The sequence below is a fragment of the Stenotrophomonas sp. K-6 genome, from assembly GCF_056861555.1.
Genome location: NZ_JBSPUC010000002.1, coordinates 44,779 through 65,325, shown reverse-complemented (window position 1 = coordinate 65,325; position 20,547 = coordinate 44,779). Strand labels below are relative to the sequence as shown.

At 66.4% G+C, this 20,547-nt stretch carries 18 protein-coding genes; 9 read left to right on the top strand and 9 right to left on the bottom strand.

The features are described from left to right. Positions 1 to 160 precede the first annotated feature (160 nt). From AC13F7_RS05680 to acnB, 3 genes are read left to right on the top strand one after another with little or no spacing between them, the layout of a single operon-like run. Positions 161 to 385: an AbrB/MazE/SpoVT family DNA-binding domain-containing protein gene (locus AC13F7_RS05680; RefSeq protein ID WP_019182937.1), complete on the top strand. Its 225-nt coding sequence runs from the start codon at positions 161 to 163 to the stop codon at positions 383 to 385. Positions 386 to 392: 7 nt separating this feature from the next. Continuing rightward, complete coding sequence (locus AC13F7_RS05675; RefSeq protein WP_019182936.1) at positions 393 to 791, top strand: type II toxin-antitoxin system VapC family toxin; 399 nt, start codon at positions 393 to 395, stop codon at positions 789 to 791. A gap of 49 nt (positions 792 to 840) precedes the next feature. Continuing rightward, positions 841 to 3,426 (top strand): bifunctional aconitate hydratase 2/2-methylisocitrate dehydratase, encoded by a 2,586-nt coding sequence (acnB, locus tag AC13F7_RS05670; RefSeq protein ID WP_482999531.1) that lies wholly within the window; start codon positions 841 to 843, stop codon positions 3,424 to 3,426. 58 nt (positions 3,427 to 3,484) lie between these two features. On the opposite strand, the gene AC13F7_RS05665 is transcribed toward acnB, so the two are convergent. Together AC13F7_RS05665 and AC13F7_RS05660 are read right to left on the bottom strand one after the other, a co-directional pair. Beyond that, a complete protein-coding gene (locus AC13F7_RS05665; protein WP_482999530.1) occupies positions 3,485 to 3,853 on the bottom strand; it encodes a hypothetical protein in 369 nt (122 codons plus the stop codon). A 145-nt stretch (positions 3,854 to 3,998) separates the two neighbouring features. Beyond that, complete coding sequence (locus AC13F7_RS05660) at positions 3,999 to 5,255, bottom strand: LysR family transcriptional regulator (protein ID WP_482999529.1); 1,257 nt, start codon at positions 5,253 to 5,255, stop codon at positions 3,999 to 4,001. A gap of 101 nt (positions 5,256 to 5,356) precedes the next feature. Between AC13F7_RS05660 and AC13F7_RS05655 the strand changes: the two genes are divergently transcribed. The 6 genes from AC13F7_RS05655 to AC13F7_RS05630 all read left to right on the top strand — a co-directional run bounded on the left by AC13F7_RS05655 (position 5,357) and on the right by AC13F7_RS05630 (position 11,772). Beyond that, positions 5,357 to 6,028 (top strand): 4-carboxy-4-hydroxy-2-oxoadipate aldolase/oxaloacetate decarboxylase, encoded by a 672-nt coding sequence (locus AC13F7_RS05655; RefSeq protein ID WP_482999528.1) that lies wholly within the window; start codon positions 5,357 to 5,359, stop codon positions 6,026 to 6,028. Next, the gene (locus AC13F7_RS05650; protein ID WP_482999527.1) at positions 6,021 to 7,076 is read left to right on the top strand and encodes a 4-oxalomesaconate tautomerase; all 1,056 of its coding nucleotides are present in this window, start codon (positions 6,021 to 6,023) and stop codon (positions 7,074 to 7,076) included. The genes AC13F7_RS05655 and AC13F7_RS05650 overlap by 8 nt, the downstream gene beginning before the upstream one ends. 42 nt (positions 7,077 to 7,118) lie before the next feature. Further along, the gene (gene dctA / locus AC13F7_RS05645; protein ID WP_481475757.1) at positions 7,119 to 8,432 is read left to right on the top strand and encodes a C4-dicarboxylate transporter DctA; all 1,314 of its coding nucleotides are present in this window, start codon (positions 7,119 to 7,121) and stop codon (positions 8,430 to 8,432) included. Positions 8,433 to 8,528: 96 nt separating this feature from the next. Then, a complete protein-coding gene (locus AC13F7_RS05640; RefSeq protein ID WP_482999526.1) occupies positions 8,529 to 9,827 on the top strand; it encodes a carbohydrate porin in 1,299 nt (432 codons plus the stop codon). A gap of 23 nt (positions 9,828 to 9,850) precedes the next feature. Then, positions 9,851 to 10,873, top strand: coding sequence for an amidohydrolase family protein (locus tag AC13F7_RS05635; RefSeq protein WP_482999525.1), 1,023 nt, complete (start codon positions 9,851 to 9,853; stop codon positions 10,871 to 10,873). Continuing rightward, positions 10,873 to 11,772, top strand: a complete 900-nt coding sequence (locus AC13F7_RS05630) for an amidohydrolase family protein (RefSeq protein WP_482999524.1) — start codon at positions 10,873 to 10,875, stop codon at positions 11,770 to 11,772. The genes AC13F7_RS05635 and AC13F7_RS05630 overlap by 1 nt, the downstream gene beginning before the upstream one ends. A gap of 54 nt (positions 11,773 to 11,826) precedes the next feature. Here AC13F7_RS05630 and AC13F7_RS05625 read toward each other — a convergent pair whose 3' ends face one another. The 7 genes from AC13F7_RS05625 to AC13F7_RS05595 form a co-directional block, all read right to left on the bottom strand. Beyond that, positions 11,827 to 12,894, bottom strand: a complete 1,068-nt coding sequence (locus tag AC13F7_RS05625) for a protein-glutamate methylesterase/protein-glutamine glutaminase (RefSeq protein WP_482999523.1) — start codon at positions 12,892 to 12,894, stop codon at positions 11,827 to 11,829. Then, positions 12,891 to 13,487, bottom strand: coding sequence for a chemoreceptor glutamine deamidase CheD (gene cheD / locus AC13F7_RS05620; RefSeq protein WP_123729173.1), 597 nt, complete (start codon positions 13,485 to 13,487; stop codon positions 12,891 to 12,893). Before cheD ends, AC13F7_RS05625 begins: the two co-directional genes overlap by 4 nt. Continuing rightward, entirely contained in the window at positions 13,484 to 14,347 is an 864-nt protein-coding gene (locus AC13F7_RS05615) for a CheR family methyltransferase (RefSeq protein WP_481468189.1), read from the bottom strand. The genes cheD and AC13F7_RS05615 overlap by 4 nt, the downstream gene beginning before the upstream one ends. A gap of 54 nt (positions 14,348 to 14,401) precedes the next feature. Then, positions 14,402 to 16,675, bottom strand: a complete 2,274-nt coding sequence (locus AC13F7_RS05610) for a methyl-accepting chemotaxis protein (protein ID WP_482999522.1) — start codon at positions 16,673 to 16,675, stop codon at positions 14,402 to 14,404. Positions 16,676 to 16,897: 222 nt separating this feature from the next. Continuing rightward, positions 16,898 to 19,261 (bottom strand): methyl-accepting chemotaxis protein, encoded by a 2,364-nt coding sequence (locus tag AC13F7_RS05605; RefSeq protein ID WP_482999521.1) that lies wholly within the window; start codon positions 19,259 to 19,261, stop codon positions 16,898 to 16,900. 95 nt (positions 19,262 to 19,356) lie between these two features. Next, positions 19,357 to 19,740 carry a hypothetical protein gene (locus AC13F7_RS05600; protein ID WP_481468185.1) on the bottom strand — a complete coding sequence of 128 codons (384 nt, stop codon included), beginning with the start codon at positions 19,738 to 19,740 and terminating at the stop codon, positions 19,357 to 19,359. Positions 19,741 to 19,912: 172 nt separating this feature from the next. Next, on the bottom strand, positions 19,913 to 20,407 hold the full coding sequence (locus AC13F7_RS05595) for a chemotaxis protein CheW (RefSeq protein WP_123729178.1): 495 nt from the start codon (positions 20,405 to 20,407) through the stop codon (positions 19,913 to 19,915). Between the last annotated feature and the right edge of the window lie 140 nt (positions 20,408 to 20,547).

Here is a 20,547-nt window from a genome sequence, read left to right as displayed (position 1 = left end):
GCGGCAGTTGGTCTCAGGCTACACGGAGATGTGTATCCCTCGTGTCATGGATGAGACAGATCCTTTCTGTGCCAAGGGCCTTGGCGGACAGATCGGGACTCCGGTGGAAGTATGCCCACGGAAGTATGTATAATTTGTGCATACTTTGGAGGGCGTACCGATGGAAGCTACCGTTGCAGAACGCGGGCAGATCACCTTGCCCAAGGCGGTCCGTGATGCGCTTGGCCTGACCAAGGGCACCCAGCTGAAGGTGGAGCTCGAGGGCAGCCGCATCATCCTGCGCAAGAGCGTGGACGATGCGATCTCCCGTGCCCGCGGCAAATTCGCGCTCGATGGTTTCGATTCGGCCGAAGCGGCCGTGCGCGCGGTCCGCGACGAGGAATGAGCGCGTGATGATCGCCGTCGATTCACCGGTGCTGATCGAGCTGCTCAGCAATGGTCCGCAGGCCGATGCGGTCGAAGCGGGCCTGCGCCAGAGCCTGGTCGGCGGCCGCGTGGTGATCTGCGGAGTGACCCTGGCCGAGATCTGCGCGTCGCTGCGCGGCGGCGCCGAAGTGCAGGAGGCGCTGGAGGAAATGGGCGTCCACTTCAGTCCGCTGGAGGCCAAGTCCGCATTGCGCGCCGGTGAGATGCACCGCCGCCACCGGCAGCGGGGTGCCAAGCCACGCGGGCTGGATGAATTCATGGTCGGGTCGCATGCACTGCTGCAGTGCGATGGCCTGATCACCTGGAACGATACGTTTTACCGCGACTACTTCAAGGGCCTGAAGCTGATCGTGCCGCACGCCTGAGCCCATACTTTTAAACCGCATTCTTTCAAAGAATCACCCGGGAGTTGTCATGTTGGAAGCCTACCGCCACCACGTAGCCGAGCGCGCCGCGCTTGGCATCCCGCCGCTGCCGCTGAGCGCCCAGCAGACGGCCGACGTCATCGAACTGCTGAAGAACCCGCCGGCCGGCGAAGCCGAGTTCCTGCTGGAACTGCTGACCCACCGCGTGCCGGCCGGCGTCGATGACGCTGCCAAGGTCAAGGCCTCGTACCTGGCCGCGATCGCGCTGGGCAGCGAAGTCAATCCGCTGATCACGCGCGAGCGCGCCACCGAACTGCTGGGCACCATGCTTGGCGGTTACAACGTCGCGCCGCTGGTCCAGCTGCTGGACGACGCCACCGTTGGTGCGATTGCCGCCGATGCACTGAAGAACACCCTGCTGGTGTTCGATGCCTTCCACGACGTGCAGGAAAAGGCCAAGGCCGGCAACGCGAACGCACAGGGCGTGCTGCAGAGCTGGGCCGATGCCGAGTGGTTCACCAGCCGTCCGCAGGTGCCGGAAAGCCTGACCATCACCGTGCTCAAGGTGACCGGCGAAACCAACACCGATGACCTGTCGCCGGCGCCGGACGCCACCACCCGCCCGGACATCCCGCTGCACGCCCTGGCGATGCTGAAGAACAAGCGTGATGGCATCGAGCCGGAAGAAGACGGCAAGCGCGGCCCGGTCAAGTTCATCGAATCGCTGAAGGACAAGGGTCACCTGGTCGCCTACGTGGGCGACGTGGTCGGTACCGGTTCCAGCCGCAAGTCGGCCACCAACTCGGTGCTGTGGTTCACCGGCGAAGATATTCCGTTCATCCCGAACAAGCGCTTCGGCGGCGTGTGCCTGGGCTCGAAGATCGCGCCGATCTTCTACAACACGATGGAAGACGCCGGCGCGCTGCCGATCGAACTCGACGTGTCGCAGATGAACATGGGCGATGTGATCGAGCTGCGTCCGTACGACGGCAAGGCCCTGAAGGACGGCGCCGTCATCGCCGAGTTCAAGGTCAAGTCCGACGTGCTGTTCGACGAAGTGCGCGCCGGTGGCCGCATTCCGCTGATCATCGGCCGCGGCCTGACCGCCAAGGCGCGTGAAGCGCTGGGCCTGGCCCCGACCGATCTGTTCCGCCTGCCGATGGACCCGCCCGATACCGGAAAGGGCTTCTCGCTGGCGCAGAAGATGGTCGGCCGCGCCTGTGGCCTGCCGGAAGGCCAGGGCATGCGCCCGGGCACCTACTGCGAACCGAAGATGACCTCGGTGGGCTCGCAGGACACCACCGGCCCGATGACCCGTGACGAGCTGAAGGATCTGGCCTGCCTGGGCTTCTCGGCCGACCTGGTGATGCAGTCGTTCTGCCACACCGCGGCGTACCCGAAGCCGGTGGACGTCAAGACCCACCACACGCTGCCGGAGTTCATCTCCACCCGTGGCGGCATCTCGCTGCGGCCGGGCGATGGCGTGATCCACAGCTGGCTCAACCGCATGCTGCTGCCCGACACCGTCGGCACCGGTGGCGACTCGCACACCCGGTTCCCGGTGGGCATTTCGTTCCCGGCCGGCTCGGGCCTGGTCGCCTTCGCCGCGGCCACCGGCGTGATGCCGCTGGACATGCCCGAATCGGTGCTGGTCCGCTTCAAGGGCACGATGCAGCCGGGCGTGACCCTGCGTGATCTGGTCAACGCGATCCCGCTGTATGCGATCAAGTCCGGTCTGCTGACCGTGGCCAAGGCGGGCAAGAAGAACATCTTCTCCGGCCGCATCCTGGAAATCGAAGGCCTGCCGGACCTGAAGGTCGAGCAGGCGTTCGAACTGTCCGATGCCTCGGCCGAACGTTCGGCCGCCGGTTGCTCGGTGCACCTGAACAAGGAGCCGATCATCGAGTACCTCACCAGCAACATTACGCTGCTGAAGTGGATGATCGCCGAGGGTTACCAGGACGCCCGTTCGCTGGCACGCCGCATCGAGAAGATGGAAGCCTGGCTGGCCAACCCGGAGCTGCTGGCCCCGGATGCCGACGCCGAATACGCCGCCGTCATCGAGATCGACCTGGCCGACATCCACGAGCCGATCGTCGCCTGCCCGAACGATCCGGATGACGTCAAGACACTGTCCGACGTGGCCGGTGCGGCTATCGACGAAGTGTTCATCGGTTCGTGCATGACCAACATCGGTCACTTCCGTGCGGCCGCCAAGCTGCTGGAAGGCAAGCGCGACATCCCGACCAAGCTGTGGGTGGCCCCGCCGACCAAGATGGATGCTTCGGAGCTGACCAAGGAAGGCCATTACGGCACCTTCGGCACCGCCGGCGCCCGCATGGAAATGCCGGGCTGCTCGCTGTGCATGGGCAACCAGGCGCAGGTGCGCGAGGGCGCAACGGTGTTCTCGACCTCGACCCGCAACTTCCCGAACCGCCTGGGCCGCAATTCGAACGTGTACCTGGGTTCGGCCGAGCTGGCCGCGATCTGCTCGCGCCTGGGTCGCATCCCGACCAAGGAAGAGTACATGGCCGACATCGGTGTGCTCGATGCCAGCAGCAAGGACATCTACCGCTACATGAACTTCGACCAGATCGAGGATTACCAGGACGTGGCCGGTACGGTTGCTGCCTGAGCGTGACCGCTTGATGTGTTGAACGAAAACCCCCGGCCAGCGCCGGGGGTTTTTCGTTTCAGTCGTCCCAGACCTCGGGCGTCCAGTCGGCCGTGCCCTGCACCCGCCGGCCCTCGTAGAGCAGTACACCGGTGTTGCCCACCACATCGACCTCGAACCACGGCAGCCCTTCGCGCTTGCGCGGACGTATGTAGGCCCGCTTCTGGGCACGGTTGAATTCGACGTAATAGGTGCGCTGCGGCATGTAGCTCTTGAACTGGCTCGACATGATCTGGATGGCGCCGACGTCCTGCCGACCGGTCATTTCCAGCGAAAAATGGAATGCGCCCTGTGACGCGCTGAAATAGAAAAGGCTGCCACTCGCGGCCAGAGGTGAAGGCAGGCAGCACAGCGCGGCGAGCAGCAAGGCGCTGATGGTCGATCGCAAAGGCCCTTCCATGGCATTTCTTACCTTCCTCTGGACGCCCATCTCACCACAGGGTGAACAGTCGGACCGCTACGGCCGTCACAGACGGGGCAGGAATGAAGTACCCAACGCCGGGGCTCCAGGTCCTCCCAGGAGGGAGGGCGGATCATCTTTCCGGTGGATAGCGGAAGGGCCACGCGTTTTCCGCATCGCTGCTGCGTTCTGCGCAGACAGCGCGGAAGGTTTCCACGAATGCCTGCTGCAGGCGGGTCGGGTGCCAGTCGGCGCGGGTGGTGAGGCCGATGCGGCGGCGCAGGTCGTCGCCGGCGCTGCCGATCTCACAGAGCAGGCCGGCGCGGCGTTCGATCACGAACTGATCGCGTGACATCAGGGTCAACCAGTCGTCTTCCAGCAGCAGGCCGCGGGTGATCAGCACCGAGCCGCATTCGATGCGCAGGCGCGGCGGTTCGTGTCCGTGCTGGCGGAACATGCGCTCCCAGCGCGCACGCACGGGCGCACCGGTCGCCGCGATCACCCAGGGGAAGTCGAGCAGCTGCGCGAAGGTGAATCCGCCCGCACGCGCCAACGGATGCCCGCTGCGCGCCACGATCACCGGGTCGTCGTCGAACAGGCCTTCCTGGGCGATGTCGCGTACCGGCAGCGTGTCGCGCATCGCGCCGATCAGGAGATCCAGGCTGCCTTCGCGCAGATCGCCCAGCAGTTCGGCGTACGGACCTTCGATCACATTCACCGCCGCACCCGGATGGGCGCGGGCAAAGCGCGCCAGCACCTGCGGCAGCAGGATGGCGCGTGCCAGCGGCATCACGCCGAGGGTGACCCGTCCGCCGCGTTCGCTGCGCAGCGACGCAAGCTCGTCCACCCCGGCCGCCAGCTCGGACAGGGCCAGGCGGACCAGCCGCAGCATCCGGGTCGCCGCCGGGGTGGGCTGCACCGTCTTGCCGCGACGGACCGTCAGCGGGATCTCGATCGCAGCGGCCAGCTCATGGACGGCGCGGTAGATTGCCGGCTGTGAAAGCCCGGCCCGCGTTGCTGCCAGGGTGAAACTGCCGGCGCTGTCGACAGCGGCCAGCGCGCGCAGCTGCGGCAGGGTCACGTGGCGCTCCACGGCCGGCATCGCCGGCAGGCGCTGGCCGCGGCGGGCGACCCGCACCCCGTGGGTGATGTAGGCCAGTGCACGCTCGATGCGCGGCACCAGCAGGCGCGCCGCTTCGGTGGGCGCCATGCCGCCGGGCTGGCGATCGAACAGCGGTGCGTCGAGTTGCGCTTCCAGCCGCGCGATGGCCTGGGTCAGCGCGGGCTGGGACAGGTTGACGTGCGGCGCAGCGGCGCTGATGCCGCCATGGTGATGCACGGCCACCAGTGCGTGCAGGTGCTTGAGGTTCAGTTCCGGATGCGTCGCCATGCATCAACTATAACCAAACCCAATGGCACTTTCGAAAAACGATCTTGAGGTGCCGAACGCCCGCGGCACAGACTGCGCCATCGTCAACGAAGGATGGATGGATGTCCCGCGTAGTCACCTCGATCGAGCGCGCCGAAACCGGCGCTGTCCAGGCGCTGGCCCAGGCCGGTGTCGCCACCGCCCATGAGGCGCAGGGCCGCAGCGGTCTGCTGCACCCCCGGCTGCGCCCGATCTACAGCGGCGCCCGCATCGCCGGCAGCGCCATCACCGTCTCGGTGCCGCCGGGCGACAACTGGATGATGCACGTGGCCATCGAGCAGCTGCGCGAGGGCGACGTGCTGGTGGTGGCGCCCACCAGCGACTGCACCGATGGGTACTTCGGTGACCTGCTGGCGACATCGGCCCAGGTCCGCGGTTGCCGCGGCCTGGTCATCGATGCCGGTGTCCGTGACGTGCGCGACCTGACCGCGATGGGCTTTCCGGTCTGGAGCCGGGCGATCCACGCGCAGGGCACGGTGAAGGAGACGCTGGGCGCGGTGAACGTGCCGGTGGTCTGCGGCGGCGCATGGGTGCAGCCGGGCGACGTGGTGATCGCCGACGATGACGGCGTCTGCATCGTGCCGCGTACCGAGGCGGCGCGGGTGGCCCGCGAGGCGCAGGCACGCGAGGCCCGGGAAGCGGAGAAGCGCGAGCGCCTGGCCAACGGCGAACTGGGCCTGGACATCTATGCCATGCGCAAGCGCCTGGCGGCCAAGGGGCTGCGCTATGAGTAAGGGCGTGCCCGCCATGTGGATGCGCGGTGGCACGTCCAAGGGCGGTTTCTTCCTCGCCTCGGACCTGCCTGCCGAGGCAGGCGCACGCGACGCCTTCCTGCTGCGCGCCTACGGATCGCCCGATGCGCGGCAGATCGATGGCATGGGGGGCGCGGATCCGCTGACTTCCAAGGTCGCGATCGTGTCGCCCTCGCAGCGCCAGGACGCGGATGTGGCGTACCTGTTCCTGCAGGTGTTCGTGGACCAGGCGCTGGTCAGCGATACGCAGAACTGCGGCAACATGCTGGCCGGTGTCGGCCCGTTCGCAATTGAACGGGGGCTGGTCCATGCAACGGCGACGCAGACCGACGTGCGCATCTTCATGCGCAATACCGGCACGCTGGCGGTGGCGACGGTGCAGACGCCCGGCGGGCAGGTCGCCTACGACGGCGATGCCCGCATCGATGGCGTGCCCGGCAGCGCCGCCCCGGTGCCGCTGGCGTTCGCCGATATCGCCGGTTCCAGCTGCGGCGCGCTGCTGCCGACGGGCCAGGCGCAGGATGTGATCGATGGCGTGGAGGCGACCCTGATCGACAACGGCATGCCGTGCGTGGTGTTGCGGGCGGCCGACCTGGGCATCAGCGGCTATGAGGATCGGCAGACGCTGGATGCCGACGACGCGCTGAAGGCGCGGCTGGAGGCGATCCGGTTGCAGGCGGGCCCGCTGATGCGGCTGGGTGACGTGGCCACGCAGTCGGTGCCGAAGATGATGCTGGTGGCCGCGCCCCGCGAAGGCGGTGCGATCAGCGTGCGCTCGTTCATTCCCCACCGCTGCCATGCCTCGGTCGGTGTGCTGGGGGCGGTCACGGTCGCCACCGCCTGCCTGATCGAAGGCTCGACCGCGCACGCACTTGCGGTGCTGCCGGGCGGCACGCAGCAGACCCTGGCGGTGGAGCACCCCAGCGGCAGTACCGGCTGCGTCCTGGACGTGGATGCGGCCGGGCAGGTGGTACGTGCCGCCGTCCTGCGCACCGCGCGAAAACTCTTTGATGGCGTCCTGTTCGACTGAATACGAGCGGCGTCCCTATTCTTGCGACCTGGGAGGGTTGATATGACTGTTGTGGAGAAGCGGCCGGGCCGCTTCGGCGTTCTTGGCCAACTGTGGTTCCAGGTTCTGGCCGGCACCGTGATCGGTGTCGTGCTGGGGTGGCTGCAGCCGGATATCGGCTCGGCGATGAAGCCCTTCGGCGATGCGTTCATCAAGCTGATCCGGATGATGATCGGGCCGATCATCTTCGTGACGGTGGTGCACGGGATCGCCGGCATGCGCGACATGCGCAGCGTCGGTCGGCTGGCACTGAAATCGCTGATCTATTTCGAAGTCATCACGATCCTGGCGCTGATCGTCGGCCTGGTCGCGGTGGATCTGTGGCAGCCCGGCGCGGGCATGAACATCGACCCGGCCACCATCGACATGGCCAGCATCCAGGGCTACGTGCACAGCGCGCATGACCAGTCGATCGTGTCCTACGTCATGGCGATCATTCCCAACACCCTGGTCAGTGCCTTCACCGAGGCGCATGTGCTGCAGGTGCTGTTCGTGGCGGTGCTGTTCGGCGTGGCGCTGGCCTCGGTCGGCGAACGCGGCGAACCGGTGATGAAGGTGATCGAGGCCACCTCCAGCGCGCTGTTCAAGATCATCGGCTACATCATGTACTTCGCGCCGATCGGTGCGTTCGGTGCGATCGCCTTCACGGTGGGGCAGTTTGGCGCCGGCTCGCTGCTGTCTCTGGGCGAGCTGATCATCGAGTTCTTCGTGGTCTGCGGGGTGTTCACCGTCGTGGTGCTGGGCAGTGTGTGCTGGTGGACCGGTGCCAGCCTGTGGCGCCTGCTGGCCTACCTGCGCGATGAAATCGTGATCGTGGCGGCCACCACGTCCACCGAAACGGTGCTGCCGCGCCTGATCGAGAAGATGAAGAAGCTGGGCTGCGAGGAAGGCGTGGTGGGGTTCGTGATTCCCGCCGGCTATTCGTTCAATCTCGATGGCACCTGCCTGTACCTGACCACGGTGGCGCTGTTCCTGGCCCAGGCGACCAACACCGAGCTGACCGTGTGGCACCAGCTGGGCCTGATCGCGGTGCTGCTGCTGACCTCCAAGGGCGCCGCGGGCGTGGCCGGTGCGGCCTTCGTGGTGCTGGCGGCGACGCTGGGTACCACCGGCACGATTCCGGTCGCCAGCATCGCGCTGATCCTGGGCATCCATCGGATCCTGGCTGAAGGCCTGACCTTCGTGAACCTGGTCGGCAACGCGATCGCGGTGCTGGTGATCGCCAAATGGGAAGGCAAGCTGGACGAGAAGGTGATGGCCGAGCAGATCGGCACCCGACGGCTTCGCCGCCGCGTCCTGGCGGCCCAGCCGGTCTGAGCCTTGCCGCAGTGAATCCGGCCGCCATGGGGTGTCGTGGCGGCCTCCCTCCCTCCATCCACGTCCCGGCTGCCTTGCGCCGGACAGGAGCTGCCTGTGTCCCGTTTCTCCCGTACTGCTCTGGCCGCGCTCATCGGCGCCTGCCTGGCCAGCCCCGTGTTGGCGGCCGATGCGCCTGCCCGCAGCGGCGCGCTGCCCGACGGCGTCGACCTCACGCTGGATGTCGTCGGCAATGTCGCCTCCAACCCGTCCGGCGGTGTCGAGCAGGGTACCGAAGGGTCTTATTGGGTAATGGCCCAGTCCAGGTTCGACCTGGATGCGCTGTTTGGCGTGCGAAATACCGATGTGGATACGCAATGGGCCTGGTTTGCCGGGCGCAACCTGGCGCGCGAGAAAATCGGCAATTCGATCAGCGCCCAGCAGACCTGGCGCCCGGTGGCCGGCGGCCGCCTGACCCGGCTGACCGTGCGCCACCGTTTCCAGAACGGGCTGAGCATCACCGCTGGCCGCGCGCCGGTGAACAGCTACTTCAATACCTCCGCGCTCAACTGCGTGTTCATGAGCAACGCGATCTGCCTGACCCCGTACGGGGCGATCACCGACCTGGGCATCACCGCGTTCCCGAATTCGTCGTGGGCGGGCATCCTGCGCTACGACGTGGATGATCGCTGGTATGTGCAGGGTGGGGCGTTCGACTACAACAACGAGCTGAACAGGGCGGGCAAGAACGGCCTGGATTTCTCGGTCGGCGAGGGGACCGGCACCCTCACCGCGTATGAAGCCGGCTACCAGACCAGCGTCGCCAATGACCGGCTGCCTCGCACCTACCGGGTGGGCATGTACCGCAACAGCGATGGCGGCAAGAGCTCCTACTTCGATGCGAACGGCGGCTCCGCCGCGCTGACCGGCAGGCCCACTGCCATTCAGGAGGGCGCGCGGACGGGCTGGTATGCGATGGCCGACCAGACCGTCTGGCGGGGGCAGGGCAAGCGCAGCCTGGCGGTGTTCGCCCGTGCCTACGTCAATACAGGCAATGAAGCCCCGGTGGACCAGTTCGCGGCGGTCGGCTTCGTCAAGACCGGCACCTTCGCCGGCCGCGACCAGGACACGCTGGCCATGTTCGTCTCCAACACGCATTTCAGCGACGAACAGATCGCCTTCCTGCGCGACCGTCGCGCACGCAACGGCGGCAGCGGCGCGCCGAATGCGGACGAGATCATCGCCGAGCTCAGCTATGGCTGGGCGGTGCACAAGGGCATCCGGCTGATGCCCAACCTGCAGTATGTGATCAACCCCGACCCGATCTACGCGCCGACCCGCACCACCGACATCCCCGACGCGCTGATCGTCGGGCTGCGCGTGGACGTCCACCTTGCCCAGCTGTTCGGCTGGTGACTCCTCCCCCACGAGGCTCCCTGATGATCATCGATTGCCACGGTCACTACACGACCGCCCCCGCCAGCCATGATGCGTTCCGCAAGGCGCAGGTGGCCCATTTCAACGACCGGTCGCTGCCGGCGCCGGTGTACCCGGTCATCAGCGATGACGAACTGCGCCAGAGCGTGGAAAACAACCAGCTGCGGCTGCTGCGCGAGCGCGGTGCGGACATGACCATCTTCTCGCCGCGCGCGAGCACGATGGCCCATCACGTGGGCGATGAGGCGGTCAGCGCCGAATGGACGCGGCGCTGCAACGACCTGATCGCGCGGGTCGTGGCGCTGTACCCGGACACCTTCATCGGCGTGTGCCAGCTGCCGCAGTCGCCGGGGGTGCCCATCGCGAACTCGATCGCCGAACTGGAGCGCTGTGTGAACGAGCTCGGCTTTGTCGGCTGCAACCTCAATCCGGATCCCTCGGGCGGCCACTGGACCGGGCTGCCGCTGACCGATCGGGCCTGGTATCCGTTCTTCGAGAAGATGGTGGAACTGGATGTGCCGGCCATGGTGCACGTCTCGGGCAGCTGCAACGCCAATTTCCATGCGACCGGCGCGCATTACCTCAACGCCGATACCACCGCGTTCATGCAGTTCCTGCAGGGTGACCTGTTCCGTGACTTCCCGGACCTGCGCTTCATCATCCCGCACGGTGGCGGTGCGGTGCCCTACCACTGGGGCCGCTTCCGCGGTCTGGCGGACATGCTGGGCAAGCCGCCGCTGAACGAGCACGTCATGAAGAACGTGTTCTTCGATACCTGCGTCTATCATCAGCCAGGCATCGACCTGCTGTTCAAGGTAATCGAGATCGACAATATCCTGTTCGGGTCTGAAATGGTCGGTGCGGTGCGCGGTATCGATCCGGAAACCGGGCAGTATTTCGACGACACGCTGCGCTACGTGCAGGCGCTGGGACTGTCCGAGGCCGATCGCTACAAGGTGTATGAAGGCAACGCGCGCCGGGTCTACCCGCGGCTGGACGCGCAGCTCAAGGCGAGGGGGCTGTGATGGCGGCGTTCGAGAAAGACGCGGATTGGCTGGATTTCTTTCCGAACCCGAGCCGGCCGGCATTCGTGCCGCCGCCGGGCGCGGTGGATGCGCACTGCCACGTGTTCGGGCCGGGCGACGTGTTCCCGTATGCGCCGGAGCGCAAATACACCCCCTGCGATGCCGGCAAGGCCGAGCTGTTCGCGTTGCGCGACCTGCTCGGGTTCGGCCGCAACGTGATCGTGCAGGCCACCTGCCACGGCGCGGACAACCGGGCGCTGGTGGATGCACTGCGCAGCGCCGGCGGACGTGCACGGGGCGTGGCGACCGTGCGCGATACGGTGTCCGATGAAGAACTGCAGGCGCTGCACGCGGCCGGCGTGCGCGGCGTGCGCTTCAATTTCGTGAAGCGGTTGGTCGATCCCAAGCCGGACGCCTACTACCACGCGATCATCGCGCGCATCGCACCGTTGGGCTGGCATGTCGTGGTGTACTTTGAAGCGGCCGACCTGGCCGAGCGATGGGACTTTTTCACCTCGTTGCCGGTGACGGTGGTGGTCGACCACATGGGGCGTCCGGACGTCAGCAAGGCGGTGGACGGGCCGGAGTTCCAGCGCTTCGTGCGGCTGATGGCCGAGCACGGGAATATATGGACCAAGGTCAGCTGCCCGGAGCGGCTGTCCCAGATCGGCCCGCCCGGCTACGACGACGTGGTGCCGTTTGCGCGGTATCTGGTCGAACGGTTCCCCGAGCGTGTGCTGTGGGGAACGGACTGGCCGCACCCGAACCTGAAAACGCACATGCCCGATGACGGCATGCTGGTGGACATGATTCCGCGGATCGCGGTGACCGGGGCGCTGCAACAGCAGTTGCTGGTGGACAACCCGATGCGGCTGTACTGGGGGAGGCCCTGCGCGTGATCGCCGCTGCGCTGCGGGGCGGGGGTGAACCCGCTCCGCAGCACCGCGATGGCCTCAACCCCGCGCCAACGCCATCAAGCGCTCGGCGATCCGTTCCAGCGGCACCATCTCCTCCGCTGCGCCCAGCTTGAACGCCGCACCCGGCATGCCCCAGACCACGCTGGTCGCTTCATCCTGCACCAGCGTCGGTGCGCCCGCGTTCTTCAGGTCCAGCAGGCCACGCGCGCCGTCGTCGCCCATGCCGGTCAGGATCGCGCCGATGGCGTTGGCGCCGGCGCTTTCGGCGACGGAACGGAACAGCACGTCCACCGCCGGCTTGTGTCGGTTGACCGGCGGGCCATCGTCGATCCGACAGCGCCAGCGCGCACCGTCACGGATGATCCGCAGGTGCTTGCCGCCCGGGGGGAGATACGCATGGCCGGGCAGCACGGCTTCGCCGTCGGTGGCTTCGCGCACGGACATCGCCGAGTGGCGGTCCAGGCGTTCGGCGAACGGCGTGCTGAAGGTGGCCGGCAGGTGCTGGGTCATCACCACGGCCGGTGCATCGGCGGGCATGCCTTCCAGTACCACGCGCAGGGCTTCGGTGCCACCGGCCGAGGCGCCGATGGCGATCAGACGGTCGGTGGTGCGGAACTGGATGGAGCGCGGCACGACGGGAGCCACGGCGCCGAGGGTGATGCGCGGCGGATTCGGGCGGGCCAGCGGACGCACGCGCGAGCGTGCGGCCATCTTGACCTTGGCGATGATCTCGTCCGCGTAGCCCTGCAGGCCACGCGCGACATCCAGCTTGGGCTTGGACACGAAGTCCACCGCGCCCAGCGCCAATGCCTGCAGCGTGGTGTCGGCGCCACGCTCGGTCAACGAGGAAATCATCACCACCGGCAGCGGATGCAGGCGCATCAGGTTCTCAAGGAAGGCCAGGCCGTCCATGCGCGGCATTTCCACGTCCAGCGTGATCACGTCCGGTGCCAGGCGCTTGATCTTCTCGCGCGCCAGCAGCGGGTCGGCGGCGGTGCCGACCACTTCGATACCGGGATCGCTGTCTAGGATTTCGCTCAGCATCTGACGCACGACCGCCGAGTCGTCGACGATCAGGACTTTGCAGGGTGCACCATGGGTCATTCGAACAGCTCCACGCCACCGGTGACCGGGGCTTTGGACAGGCGGGCGCGCACGGCCGATTCGGTCGCGGCAACTTCGGCTTCATGCGCATGCGGCAGGCGCTGCACGACGACGCGGCCGGTGTCGGCGAAGAACCACACCTTGCGCGGGTGGATGCCACACAGGTCTTCGGCAATGATCGGGATGTGTTCGGCCTGCAGGTACTGGCGCACGAACTCGGCGTTGCGCGTGCCGACCGGGTTGCTGGTGAAGCCCTTGAGCACGTTGGCGCCACCGAAGACTTTGGCCTCCAGACGCTTGCGGTGCGCGCCGCGCTTGAGCAGGTCGTTGATCAGCAGTTCCATCGCGTAGCTGCCGTAGCGCGCGGGCGCACCATCACCGACGTTGCCCTCGGGCAGCAGGAAGTGGTTCATGCCGCCGATCTTCAGTACCGGGTCCCGCAGGCACGCAGCCACGCAGGAGCCCAGCGTGGTGGTCAGTGCGGTGTTGTCGTCCACCGCCAGATACTGGGTCGGCAGCAGCTTGGCGGCGGTGACCTGGAAGCGGCTGTCGTAGTAGCGCATGACCTCATCGTTGCGGATCGGCAGACTCATACCGGCGCTCCGGGCGCGCGCTTGTACAGGGTGCGCCCGCACGGCTGGATCAGATCGGCGGCGTGCAGGTAGTTTTCCGAATGACCGGTGTAGAGCAGGCCGTCGTCGCCCATGTGCTGGATCAGGCGCGAGAGGATGCCGCGCTGGGTCGGCTTGTCGAAATAGATCATCACGTTGCGGCAGAACAGGGCGTCGAACGGGCCGCCGACGTCGTAGCGGTTGGCCAGCAGGTTGAGCGGACGATAGTCGATCAGCTCGCGCAGGGCAGGGTGTACGCGGCAGTGGCCTTCATTGGGCCCGGTGCCGCGCTGGAAGTAGCGCTTGCGGATCGCCGGATCCAGGCCGGACACGCGGTCGATCGCGTAGACGCCACGGCTGGCGGTGGCCAGCACCTGGGTGTCCACGTCGGTGGCCAGGATGCGTACCGGCGGCTTGAGCGTGCCGAAGGCCTCGCAGGCGGTGATGGCCATCGAGTACGGCTCTTCGCCGGTGGAGGCCGCGCAGGACCACAGCTGCAGCGTGCCGCCACCGTTGCCGCGCAGGCGGAGTTCGTCGGTGAGCTTTTCGAAATGATGCGGCTCACGGAAGAACGCGGTGAGGTTGGTGGTCAGCGCATTGGTGAACGCCTGCCATTCCTCACCGCCATGGGCTTCGAGCTGGTCCAGATAGTCACTGAAACTACGCATGCCGAGCGCACGCAGCCGGCGCGAGAGGCGGCCATAGACCATGTCGCGCTTTGCGGGCGCCAGCGAGATACCGACCCGCTGGTAGATCAGCTCGCAGACACGGCGGAAATCACGGTCGGCGAACTCGAATTCGCGGCTATTGGAAGAGGCGGCGGTGGCAGGAGGCGTGGACACGGGCGGGCTCGCAGTAAAAGGGGGATGCGGCGGTCGTGCGACCGCCGCAGGAACTCAGAACTCTTGCCAGTTGCCGTCATCGGCCGGCAGGGCGCGCGGGGGCTTGGCGGCTGCGACCGGACGCGGCGCGGCAGGTGCCGGGCGAGGGGCACTGCGCACCGGCGGCAGCTCGGCACCGGCGCGCGCCGTGACGGCGCTGACGGCGGCGGCGACCTGGTTGTCCAGGCGGAAGATGGCGACGGCATCGGCCAGCTGTGTGGCCTGCTCCTCCATCGAGCGGGCGGCAGCGGTGGCTTCTTCCACCAAGGCAGCGTTCTGCTGGGTGGTTTCATCCATCTGCACCACGGTCTGGTTGACCTGGTCGATGCCGGCGGACTGCTCCTGCGAGGCCGCCGAGATCTCGGCCATGATGTCGGTCACGCGCTGCACCGAGGCGACAATCTCGCCCATGGTGGCGCCGGCCTGATTGACCAGCTGCGAGCCTTCGGCGACCTTGCCGACCGAATCATCGATCAGGCCCTTGATCTCCTTGGCCGCACCGGCCGAACGCTGGGCCAGGGTGCGCACTTCGGAAGCGACCACCGCAAAGCCACGGCCCTGTTCACCGGCGCGGGCGGCTTCCACCGCAGCGTTCAGCGCCAGGATGTTGGTCTGGAAGGCGATGCCGTCGATGACCGAGATGATCTCGGCGATCTTCTTGGACGAGGTCTGGATCGCGGCCATGGTGGTCACGACTTCACCGACCACGCTGCCGCCCTGGGACGCAACGGAGTGCGCACCGATGGCCAGCTGATTGGCCTGACGGGCATGCTCGGCGTTCTGGCGCACGGTGGAGGTCAGTTCCTCCATCGAGGCAGCGGTTTCTTCCAGATTGGCGGCCTGCTGCTCGGTGCGGCGCGACAGGTCACTGTTGCCGGTGGCGATTTCGCCCGCGGACAGGTTGATGCTGCCAGCAGCCGTCTGGATCTGGCCGACAATCTGGGTCAGCTGCGCGACGGTGGCATTGGCGTCGTCGCGCATGGTGGCGAACACGCCCTGGAAATCGCCGTCCATGCGTGCGGTCAGGTCGCCTTCGGCGATGGCCGACAGCAGCTGGGAGAGTTTGCCCAGGTTCTCGTCGCTGACCTGCATCATCGCGTTGAGGTTGGCGATCATCAGGCGGAAATCGTGATTGAAGCGGGCGGTGTCGCCGCGCTGGCTGAAGTCGCCGGCCGCGGCGGCCGATGCCAGGCGCTGGATCTCGCCATTGATGTTGCCCAGGTTCTGCTTGACCGCATCGACGGTGGCGGTGATCTGCGCCTTCTCACCGGGGTAGCGGGTGAGATCCGCACGCAGATCACCCTGCGCGTAACGCTGTACGACCGACAGCACCTCGGTCATGGTCTGCACGTGCGCGCCGACCAGGGTGTTGGTCTCATGCACCATCAGGCCGTACTCGCCCGGGAAGGCGCCCTCATCCATGCGGTAGCTGGTATTGCCGGCGTCGTGATGGGTCGCCATCTCGCGCTGGCCGCTGATCACCGCGTGCAGCTGTTCCTGCATGCGGGCCATGCTTTCCAGCAGGCGACCGGGTTCATCGTGTGCCTGCTCGCCGATGCGACTATCCAGCTTGCCGCGCGCGATGCTCTCGGCCACGTGGGTGGCCTGACGCAGGGGCAGGGTGATGCGGTTGCCGATCAGCCAGCTCAGCGCCAGCACGATCAGCACCACGCCGCCACCGGTGGCGGTCATGATGCCGGTGAACACCAGCGCCTGCTGCTGCACGTCTTCCATGTACACGCCGCTGCTGATCACCCACTGCCACGGCTGGTACATGCCTGCGTAGGCGGACTTCACGAACAGCCCCTTTTCGCCGGCCTTTTCCCACTTGTAGGTGACTACGCCGCCACCGATGCGGGCCATGCCGACCAGGTCGTAGAACAGGCGGACCCCGTCCTCGGAACGGAAGTCTTTCATGTCCTGGCCGATCAGATCCTTGCGGAACGGATGCATGATCACGCGGTACTGGGTGTCGTAAACGCTGTAGTAGAAGGCGTTGTTGTCCGCGCGCATGCGGGCCAGTGCTTCCAGCGCACTCTGCTTGGCTTCCTGCTCGCTGAGCTCGCCGCTCTGCGCCAGCCCGTGATAATGATCGAGGATGCCGTAGGTCAGCTCGACCTGGGTTTTGAGGCTGGTCTTGCGCGTTTCGGTCAGGTCCAGGTACTGCATGCGCGCGGCGACGACCGACAGGGCAATCACGCCCAGCGCGATCAACAACGTCAGCATGTTCAGCTTGCGCCGGACGGAGAGGTTGGCGAAGTACTGGTTCCAGCGGCGGAATAGAGTCATGGGCAGGGCATCTGATCGGCAGGAAAGCACGTGGCGATGCCAGGGAAATCGCGGTGACGTTCACCCACCTGGCCGGCCGCGACGAAGTGTCTGGCAATGCTGTTATCGGCCGATTTCGGCGAGTATTTAGCCGCTCTCCATTCAGCTGGGCAGTTGCGCACGAAAAAGGCCCCGATGCCGAAGCACCGGGGCCTTTGTGCAACAACGCGAGCCGTCAGGAAATCAGAATTCCTGCCAGTCGCCGTCGGCCAGTTCGGTGGCGACCGGGCGCGCTGCCGGGCGACGTGCCGCCGGTGCCACAGCAGGCGCTGCCGTGACCACCGGCGCACGGGCAGCGCGAGCCGGTGCCGGGGCCGCTGCCTGCTCGTCCAGCTTGAAGATGGACACCGCGTCGGTGAGGTGGCCGGCCTGTTCTTCCATGGCGCGGGCGGCAGCCGTGGCTTCTTCCACCAGCGCAGCGTTCTGCTGGGTGGTTTCATCCATCTGCACGACGGTCTGGTTGACCTGCTCGATGCCGGCCGACTGTTCCTGCGAGGCCGCTGAGATCTCGGCCATGATGTCGGTCACGCGCTGCACCGAGGCGACGATCTCGCCCATGGTGGCACCGGCCTTCTGCACGAGTGCCGAACCATCGTTGACCTTGCTGACGGAATCGTCGATCAAGCCCTTGATCTCCTTGGCCGCACCGGCCGAGCGCTGGGCGAGGGTGCGGACTTCGGAAGCGACGACGGCAAAGCCGCGACCCTGTTCACCAGCACGTGCGGCTTCGACGGCGGCATTGAGCGCCAGGATGTTGGTCTGGAAGGCGATGCCGTCGATCACCGAGATGATCTCGGCGATCTTCTTGGACGAGATCTGGATCGCGCTCATGGTGGTGACAACCTGGCCGACCACGTCACCGCCCTGCGAGGCAACGCTGTGCGCGCCGATCGCGAGCTGGTTGGCCTGGCGGGCGTGCTCGGCGTTCTGGCGCACGGTGGAGGTCAGTTCCTCCATCGAGGCAGCGGTTTCTTCCAGATTCGCTGCCTGCTGCTCGGTACGGCGCGACAGGTCGCTGTTGCCAGTGGCGATTTCGCTGGCGGCCGAGCTGATGGCCTGGCTGGAGTCCTTGATGCGGGTAACGATGCTGCTGAGCTGTTCGGCCGTGGCGTTGGCATCGTCGCGCATCCGGGCGAACACACCCTGGAAGTCGCCGTGCATGCGCACGCTCAGGTCGCCCTGGGACAGGGCGGTCAGCAGATTGGAGACCTGTTCGATGCTGGCCGAGTTGGCATCCAGCAGACCATTGATCTGCTGGGCCAGCTGCAGGAAGAAGCCATCCTTGCCCTCGCTGACGATACGGCCGGACAGATCGCCTGCCGCTGCCTGCGCGATGACGCGGGCGACTTCGGCTTCGACCAGGGCCTCCGGGGTGCGGTCACGCCACTCAGCGACATGGCCGACGGTCTCGCCCTGTTCGTTGAAGATGGACGTCACCGACTGCGCGAACTGCGCCTGGCCGAACTGCAGCTGGCGATGTGCGACGCCGTGCTGTTCCAGCTGGCTCATGAAGCGATCGTCGGCGCGGTTGTTCTTTTCCAGAACGAGGACGGACTTGCCGACCAGCACGGTGGCGGGGTCGAAGTCCGGCAGGTCTTTGTGCAGCTCGTCGGCGTGCTGGCTGAGCGTCTGCTGCAGAGCACGGTTGGTATAGACGATCTTCATCTCGCCGTCGGTCAGGCACACGCCGGTGGAGCTGTAGTCCAGCGCAGTACGGATGCGCAGATTCTCACGGGCGATGGCCTGGTCGGTTTCGGTGCGTTCGCGCAGATCGCGCTGCATGCGCTGCATGGCCTGCAGCAGGTCACCCACTTCGTCCTTGCGGCTGACATCGATGTGACCATCGAGCTTGCCGCTGGCGACATCGTTGGCGACCGAGACGGCACCGCGCATGCTGCCGACCAGCGAACGGGCGAACAGATACACCAGCACCAGGCCCAGGGCGGCGCCGCCGAGCAGGGTGATGACCGTCAGCGTAGCCGAGGCGGCATAGGTGGATGCGGCCTTCTCACTGGACGCGCGCGAAAGGCGGTTGTCTTCGGCGATCAGCGCCTCCAGGGCGGCCGAGGCCTTGGCATGCTTGGTCCGGGTTTCGCCGACGAACGTATCGATGGCGTCGTCCGGCAGGTCCAGTTCCAGCATTTCGGTGACGGCGTCGTAGGACGCCAGCGTATCGGTCCAGTCCTTGGCGAAGGTGTCGAACAGCTTCTTCTGCTGGGGATTGTCGATCAGCTCGGGATATTTTTTGATCGACGCGTCGATCTGGGTGCGCAGTTCCGCTGCGCGCGCCTTGGCCTGGGCCTTGACGTCGTCGCTGGCGCGGATGAGGCCCTGATAGGCGGAGTTGCGGTACTCACCGACCATGCCGCGCAGCTCGCCCGCAGTGCGGATGCTGTCCATGCGGGCGCCGGCCAACTCGGTGGTGACACCGTTGAGCGAGTGGAGGCCACGGTAGGCCACGATGCCCTGCAGCAGCATCACCAGCAGGAGGACGCCGAAAGTCAGCATCAACTTGGGCATCAGTTTGAGGTTGTTGATCCACGGCATGGCAGGTGCGGTCTCCAGTGGCAAACGCGTCCGGCCGAGGTGGCCGGTTGCAGCGACCACGCCGGCCGGTGCCGGCGTGGCAGGGCGTACGGGGATTACTTGATGTTGGCCAGCTTCAGGCTGGACGGCGAGCTGACTTCGATTTCAGCGCGCGAGGCATCGCGGGCGATCTTGCCGATCACGCAGACGGTCTTGCCTTCCAGCGATTCCAGCGGGAAGGTGAACTTGTCGCGGTTGGCGCCGGCGATGCGGGCCGAGAAGGTGTGGCGCGGGAACGCACCGCCCATGTACAGGAAGGTCGGCTGGCCTTCAGAGCCTTCGGCGTAGCGGGCCTTCTCGACCTTGCCACAGACCATTCCGTCCTTGCCGACCGAACGCGGCGCCATTTCCGGCGGGATCATCTCGTTGGACTGGGCGAACGCGGAGGACGCGGAGGTGGCGAGCACGGCGACCGAGAACAGGGCAAGCAGGGACTTCATCGGGAGATTCTCCGGGGATATGGGCAAGTTGGCCCGGCCGTGGGCTATCCAGTGCAGCCGGGTCCTGAATCCAGCTATCGGCCGGCCACTGGGGAACTGAAGCACTTTTTTTCCGTGACCCGCATTGCGGTTGCAGATGCGGGCAGGAAGATCAAATTCTGTGACGGACGTCTCAGGCGGCGACGTCGTCAACGACCAGATGGGTCTGGCCCATATCGGCACTGTCGAGCAGCGTTTCGATGTCCAGCAGGATGAGCATGCGGTCATCCTGGGTGCCGATGCCGGAGATGAAGCGGGTGTCGACGGCGGCGCCGAACTCGGGGGTCGGGCGGATCTGGTCGGCGGCCAGCGGGATGACGTCGGAGACGCTGTCCACCACGATGCCGACGACGCGGTCTTCGACGTTGAGCACGATCATGACGGTGAAGGCGTCATAGGTCGCGTTTTCCAGGCGCAGTTTCAGGCGCAGGTCGATGACGGGAACGATGGTGCCGCGCAGGTTGATGACGCCCTTGATGTAGTCGGGCGCGTCGGGGACGCGGGTGACGGAGTCGTAGCCGCGGATTTCCTGGACTTTGAGGATGTCCACGCCGTAGTGCTCGGCGCCGAGGGTGAAGCTGAGGTATTCGCCGCCGTCGCTGGCGGCGGTGGTGTTCTTGTCGTTCATCGAGGGGTCCTGGGTCGGGCGTGGCGGTCGAAAAAACCGGCTTCACGCTGGATATCGGCCTCGTTGGGGACGACTTTAGGGGGGACAATCCGTCCTTGGACAGTGCGTCGGTGTGCAGGTGACCAGGGGGACGAGCGGCT